Source organism: Sulfurovum sp. (assembly GCF_036568385.1).
Taxonomy (GTDB): Bacteria; Campylobacterota; Campylobacteria; order Campylobacterales; family Sulfurovaceae; genus Sulfurovum.
Genome location: NZ_DATCSP010000052.1, coordinates 1 through 4,251 on the forward strand (window position 1 = coordinate 1; position 4,251 = coordinate 4,251).

Annotated in this window: 4 protein-coding genes; 2 read left to right on the forward strand and 2 right to left on the reverse strand. The window is 47.0% G+C overall.

The window, feature by feature from the left end; translation table 11 throughout:
• Positions 1–1,401 (reverse strand): HPr family phosphocarrier protein (locus tag VIM88_RS06045; RefSeq protein ID WP_331861990.1); only part of this gene is annotated, 1,401 nt, incomplete at its 3' end.
• A 135-nt stretch (positions 1,402–1,536) separates the two neighbouring features.
• Here VIM88_RS06045 and VIM88_RS06050 point away from each other — a divergent pair.
• Entirely contained in the window at positions 1,537–3,270 is a 1,734-nt protein-coding gene (locus VIM88_RS06050; protein ID WP_331861991.1) for an ATP-binding protein, read from the forward strand.
• A gap of 6 nt (positions 3,271–3,276) precedes the next feature.
• Here the strand turns inward: VIM88_RS06050 and VIM88_RS06055 are convergent, their stop codons facing one another.
• Positions 3,277–3,690, reverse strand: coding sequence for a rhodanese-like domain-containing protein (locus tag VIM88_RS06055; RefSeq protein ID WP_331861992.1), 414 nt, complete (start codon positions 3,688–3,690; stop codon positions 3,277–3,279).
• A gap of 243 nt (positions 3,691–3,933) precedes the next feature.
• Here VIM88_RS06055 and VIM88_RS06060 point away from each other — a divergent pair.
• The coding region (locus tag VIM88_RS06060) for an NAD(P)H-quinone oxidoreductase subunit 3 (protein ID WP_331861993.1) at positions 3,934–4,251 on the forward strand (318 nt) is incomplete at its 3' end.

The following is a 4,251-nucleotide window of genomic DNA, read 5'->3' on the forward strand; positions in this document are numbered from 1 at the left end:
GAACATGATCTTTATGCGCTTCTCTCCGGCAGCGGAGAAAATGGCATGCAGCTGTTCTTCAAGAAGTTCCGGATGCGTACGGAACAGACGTATGCCGCGTACCCCTAAAAAAGGATTGTTCTCCGGGGGGAGCTGTATATAAGGCAAGGCTTTATCCCCTCCCACATCCAGGGTACGTACCGTGATGTCATCAAAAAGTGCAAAGAGCTCTCTGTAGGCTTTTTGCTGGGTATCAAATGAAGGTTTGTCGGAGGTAAACAGGAACTCGGAACGCAAAAGGCCGATACCTTCAGCACCTTCTGCTCTGGCGGTTTCTGCCGAAGCGATATCCGAAACATTGGCATAGACATGGACCTGTCTTCCTCCCTGTGACAGGGCGGGTTCAAAACGCCTCTTGCTGCTGAGCGCTTTTTGTGACAGATCCTGCTGCTGCTGTTTCTCTGCGTGCTCCAGATCCACGCTGGAGGGATTCTGGACGAAGACGCCGGCATGTGCATCGAGGATGATGGTTTCATCCGGTACGAGTTTTTCTGTCTCCGCGATCATCGAACAGATGCCTGCGGCACGGAGCAGTATAGCCGTATGTGAGTGAACAGAGGTCTCTTTTAAAATGACCCCCGCCACGTTTGTCTGTACAAGGGCTTCAATGTCACTTGGAAGCAGATCATGACACAAAAGTATGAACGGCGTGTCAGGGAAACGCACCTGCACCTCCAGCCCCAGATGTTTCTTTACGCGCTGAAGAATGTCCTGGTAGTCACTTGTTTTGGAGGCAAGTCTGGTCCCTAGAAGTTTCTGGGACTCCTCTGCCACACGTGCTTCGAGCTCCGTAAGGGTTCGACTTGTATCGGCGAGCGAAGCAAGCAGTTCTTTCTGTGCAAGGTAGATACCGGTCTTTGCTTCGGCATTTTCTGAGGCAGCGCGTTCTTCCAGCTCAGCCATGCTTGCATGCAGTGCTGCCTCAAAGTCCATGCTGCTTTCGTGTTGTACTTCTTTGGTGCGGTAGAGATAGGCGGGCGCTATGGCGATGCCTTCAGAGATGATCTCTCCTTCTGTCACCGTACCTTCATACCGGCGGGATGTTTTTTCTATCTGCGCTCTCTGCGGGTCCTGCTGCATGAGTGTTTCAAAAAGACTCTGGAGTTTTTCAAGTGCCTGTTCCGACTCTTTTCCCCTGGTGACCAGGGTAAAGGTGTCTCCGGGCTCCAGAGAAAGCGAAAGGAGGGTATTGACAGATTTGGTATCGACGGTCCTGTCCTTGAACGTGGCTGTGATCCGACAGGAGAATGTCTTGGCCAGCGCACTGAACTGTGCAACGGGTCTGAGGTGAAACCCGTTGCTGGAAGTGACTGTAAGCTGTGCGGAGATCGGCTTGGAGAAAAGCGTTTTGAATAAAGACATCGTTTAGTCTGTTTCTCCCGTAGATGAAATATTTTTGCTAACCATACCCTCTCCTCTTGATATCTGCAATGTATTACTCAAAGTATAGCAAATATTTGTTATACTCAAAGTATTATGATACATGAGGAAGACCGAGTGAAATACCTGATAGAGTTTATCGAAGCAAAAGATGTGACCCAGGCATCTATTTTTGAACATTTAAAGTGCACCGAAGAAGAAGCGCTGCTGGTACAGTATATCTGTAAACGTTATGTGACAGGGATCGAAGAGATCTCGGTCCTTGAAATGCTTCAGGAAAATTTTTCGGCCGAAGGCTATGTATATTTGGAGAAATTGGGGCTGGTGAAAAACCTTTTGGACCTGGGTTGGATGATCCAGGTGAGTTTCGGTCAGGTCAAAGCACACGAAGCGGCCAAATTGGAGATCTTAACCACCTCTGTGACACCCAGTATCTCTTTGTTAAGGCTGCTGGAAGAGGGGTCACTGGAAATTCTGCTGCCTGAGGTCAAACCCTACACGGACCACCTGGAGTATCTTCAGGACCAGTTCGACATGGTGACACTTTTACACAAGATCGCCACATTCAAACAGGGGTTTGCGGACAACTCCCTTAGTATCGGGCGTTTGAAGAACAAGTTGACGCTGCTCACCACACGTATCGAAGAGCGTCTCAAAATCACAGAAGCCCCTATCGTCGTAGAAGAGTTTTTTAAAGAAAAAGATCTGGATGAGAAAGAACAACGCATCTTCCTTGCTTTGCTTAAAGAGGAATACAGTGGAGGAGAAGGGCATTTTAGAGACATGAACACCCTGATAGAACTGATCAGCTTCGATGAGTATGAAAAGATAAAGAACCGCTCTCTTCTAGAAGACGGTGCAAAGCTCATCAGCGAGGAGATCATCGATTATGAAGAGATCCTGAACATGTTCGGCGGGGTGAGCCGCTCTTTTTACCTTCAGGAAGAGGTGATGCAGCGGATCATCCATCCCACCAAAACAAAAAAGGTCACCAAACTCAAGCTTGACGCGCTGGTGAAAGAGCAGGAGATCTTTGAATACCTGAAACCGGTCACGACCCTTGAAGATGTCGTATTGCATCCAAAAACACGAGAAACGCTCAACAGTCTCATCAAACAGGTGGACAAAGAGGTGTTCAAAAAACTCAAAGAGTGGGGGATCAAGGACCGGCGAAAAGGCATTGATGCACGCATCATCTTTTACGGACCTGCGGGTACAGGGAAGACCATGACCGCGATGAGCCTGGCAAAAACACTGAAAAAACCGATCTTGTCCTTTGACTGTTCGAAGATACTTTCCATGTATGTAGGAGAGAGCGAGAAAAATGTACGCAAGATCTTTGATGACTTCAAGGAGCTCAGCACTAAAGCAAAAGTAGAGCCCATTCTGCTTCTGAACGAGGCGGACCAGTTTCTCGGATCCAGAAGTGAAGGCGCGGGAACTTCGGCAGACAAGATGCATAACCAGATGCAGAATATTTTCCTCGAACAGATCGAACGGTTCGAGGGGATACTGATAGCCACGACCAACCTGCTGGGAAATATAGACAAGGCGTTTTCCAGACGCTTCAATTACAAGATCGAGTTCAAGAAACCGGGCAAAAAACAGCGTTTGATGCTTTGGCAGTTCATGCTTCCAGAAAATGCGGATTATGAAGAGGGATTCGATATAGCAGCGCTAACAGGATACGAACTCACCGGCGGACAGATCAACCTTATCATCAAAAACACAGCCTATAAGGTGGCAGTAAGAGAGGAGAGCGTATTCAGCATGCAGGACTTTATTGAAGAGATAGAAAAAGAGCTCGGAAGCAGTTTTGACGGCAGCAAGAGCATGGGTTTTAAAGTCTAGGCAGTATTATTGCACCAGTTCCGCTCCGGCACCGACAAGCTGTATGATCCCGCCGCTGACATTCAGCGGGGTAAATCCATGCTCTTCCAGCGTCCGGGAGGCAGAGACGCTTCGGCTACCTGTACGGCAGTAGACGATGATCTTTTTGTGTTTATCCGCTTTCAGTTTATCCAGGTTCTCAGGAAGTACCTCTACCGGTATCAGGGTCGCACCGCGCAAGTGGCCTGCTTTGTACTCCTGTATGGTCCTGACGTCCAGAAGTGTGACATTGTCGTCATTTTCCAGCAGTTGCACCGCCTGCTTTGCATCAATGGACTCAAAATTGGCGAGTATCCATCCTTTGGAATAGGCGAACCAAAAGAGCAACCCGGCCATGGCTATCCAGTAAAGAACGTTGGTGAATTTTTTAGGGAAAGTCACTTTTTACCTCCTTATATTTATTATAATTTTTTTAGATATTGTATCAATTATTCCTTTGTTTCACATAGTTACACCGAAAAACCAATCTGGCGAAGCAGAAACATTGCCAATGGGATTTAATCATCTTTACGCTAATATCGGTCTAATATTCTGAAAGTTCTTTGCACGCGATAAAAGCAAAGATGCTTAGGCCATAGATGGGCTTTTGTGTAAAGAGTAGAAGAAAAAATTGAAGGAATTAGTATGACTCATGTACTTACGGAACATCCATATTTTGGTGTATTTGTTTTATTTGCATTGACCGCGATAGCATTTCCAGCTACACTGTGGGCAGCACGTTTTGTTTCTAGAAAATTTGCACGGCTTGATACCGAAAGATTGAAACTCAGTATCTACGAGTGTGGTCCAGAAGTGACAAAACAACCCAACACCATTTCGGCACAGTTCTATCTGATAGCACTTCTGTTTATCCTGTTCGATGTCGAGATCATCTTTATGTTCCCTTGGGCGATCGACTTTAAACTGCTTGGCTGGTTCGGATTTGCGGAGATGATACTGTTT